This is a genomic window from Thermalbibacter longus, assembly GCF_023806485.1.
GTDB classification, from domain to species: domain Bacteria; phylum Chloroflexota; class Chloroflexia; order Thermomicrobiales; family Thermomicrobiaceae; genus Thermalbibacter; species Thermalbibacter longus.
Map to the genome: position 1 here is coordinate 1 of NZ_JAMSLR010000038.1, position 848 is coordinate 848.

Annotated in this window: 1 protein-coding gene and 1 pseudogene; both read right to left on the bottom strand. The window is 66.6% G+C overall.

Annotated features, from left to right (window positions below):
• Positions 1–87: pseudogene (locus NET02_RS16730) on the bottom strand (3-oxoacyl-ACP reductase); the annotation flags it as partial.
• 10 nt (positions 88–97) lie between these two features.
• Positions 98–848 (bottom strand): SDR family oxidoreductase (locus NET02_RS16325; protein WP_284058492.1); only part of this gene is annotated, 751 nt, incomplete at its 5' end.

Sequence of the window (848 nt, forward strand, 5' to 3'; positions counted from 1 at the left end):
CTCCCGGGCCAGCAGCAGCGCGATCCCGCGGCCGATCCCCCGCCCAGCCCCCGTCACCAGCGCGACTTTGCCGTCCAGCATCCCCATCGCTTCGCTCCTAGCCCTTTGCCTCGTAGTACGCACGCCGCTCCCAGAGCTGGATCCCAGGAGCGATCTCCCGCCAGCTCGATGGGTCGGCCTGCATCGCCGCCGTTCCCCGCACGGGCCGGTCGTATCCAGGGAGCTCGACCGGCTCGGGCAACGTGAGCAGCGGCTCGATCGTGCTCGGGAACACCTCCGCGATCTCTGAAGGCGACCAGCCACCCTCCCTACGCAGCACCGCCGCGAGCTCCCAGTGCGAATAGATCGAGATGGTGTAGCCCCGCACGCCGAAGAAATGACCGTTGATCCCTGCCGCCTCGTCGGTGGCCAGGAAGACGACCATCGGCGCGACGTTGGCCGGATCACCCTCGGTGCCCTCGGCCAGCTCGCTCGGCGGTTTCCCGTGTACACGGGCGAACTCTTGCCCGCGCGGCGTCGAGTCGATCATGCGCGTGGTGGCATACGGCAGGATGGCGTTCGCGGTCACGTTGTACTTGGCCATGCTGTTCGCCAGCACGGCGGTCAGGCCCAGGATTCCGTACTTGGCTGCCGCGTAGTTGGGTTGGCCGGGACTACCCCAGGCGGAGACACTGGAGAAGTTGATGATTCGGCCGCTGCCCTGCTGGCGCATTAAGGCCGTAGCATGGCGGCAGACGTTGAACGTGCCGTTTAGATGCACTGCGGAGACCGCGTCCCACTCCTCCTCGGTCATATTGAAGATCATCCGGTCGCGCAGGATGCCGGCCACGTTCACCACCACGTCCAGC